A 1,102-nucleotide genomic window follows, 5' to 3' on the forward strand; every position below is an offset into this window, starting at 1 on the left:
CTCCAGCTCCTCGTACAGGTTCAGGAAGAACCACATCGGTATCCAGGCGGCGCCGAGCACGAGCTGAGCGATGTTCGCGGCACCGAGGTTGGGCGCCTTGAAGATTCCCAGACGCACGAGAGGTTCACGACGCTTGGACTGGATCAGTACGAATGCACCCAACAGAGCGGCCGAAACGGCGAGCGCCAGCCAGGTCTGCCCGGATCCCCACCCGACGTCAGGTGCTCTGACGATGCCGAAGACTCCGACAGCGAGGCCTGCGGTGACGGCCAGTGCGCCGAGGAAATCGATCGAACCGGTACGTGCCGGTGCGTTCGGCATCAGGAAGGGGGTAGCGATCAGCGCGACGACGGCGATGGGAATGTTGAGATAGAACACCCAAGGCCAGCTGGTGTATTCGGTGATGACGCCGCCGAGGAACACGCCGGCCGTACCGCCTGCCGGGGCGGCAGCGCCGTAGATGGACAGCGCCTTGGTCATTTCCTTCTGCGTGCTGCCGAACAGCATCATCAGCAAGGTGAGCGCCGATGGTGCGATGAGTGCGGCGCCTGCGCCCTGGACTGCACGGCCCGCAAGTTCGACGGCCACGTTACCGGCGGCACCGGCGACAACGGAACCGATCAGCAGGATCAGCCAACCAGCGGAGAACACTCTGCGAGCGCCGAACAGGTCGGACAGGCGGCCGCCGAGGAGGAGTAGCCCGCCGAACGCGATGACGTATGCATTGAAGACCCAGGTCAGGCCTTCCTGGGAAAAGCCGAGGTCGCTCTGCATCTGGGGGAGAGCGACACCGATGATCGACGTGTCCATGATGACCATGAACTGAGCGGCGGCGATCAACGCCAACGCCCACCACTTACGTGTGGATTTCGGTTGTGTGGACATTCTGAATTCCTTACCTGTACGGGGTATAGGTGATGCTTGCGTGGTCAGGGTGGCGTCATGAGCGAGCCACTGCGACATCGGCGCAGTGCTGCGAGGAAATGCACGGGAAAGGGGCGCTTTTCGAACTCGGTCGGCCGACGCTCGGCGTGGGTGCGCATCGGCAACACCGTCTGGGAACTCGCTGTGGTGCAGACGTGCATTATTCATCTGATACGCA

Annotated in this window: 1 protein-coding gene; it reads right to left on the reverse strand. The window is 62.7% G+C overall.

The annotated features are described in order from the left end of the window. The coding region (locus ABT116_RS49345) for an MFS transporter (RefSeq protein ID WP_351648183.1) at nucleotides 1-885 on the reverse strand (885 nt) is incomplete at its 3' end. Nucleotides 886-1,102 lie beyond the last annotated feature (217 nt).

Origin of the sequence: Streptomyces sp. NPDC002130, from assembly GCF_040296465.1 — a bacterium.
In the GTDB taxonomy this organism is placed as follows: Bacteria; Actinomycetota; Actinomycetes; order Streptomycetales; family Streptomycetaceae; genus Streptomyces.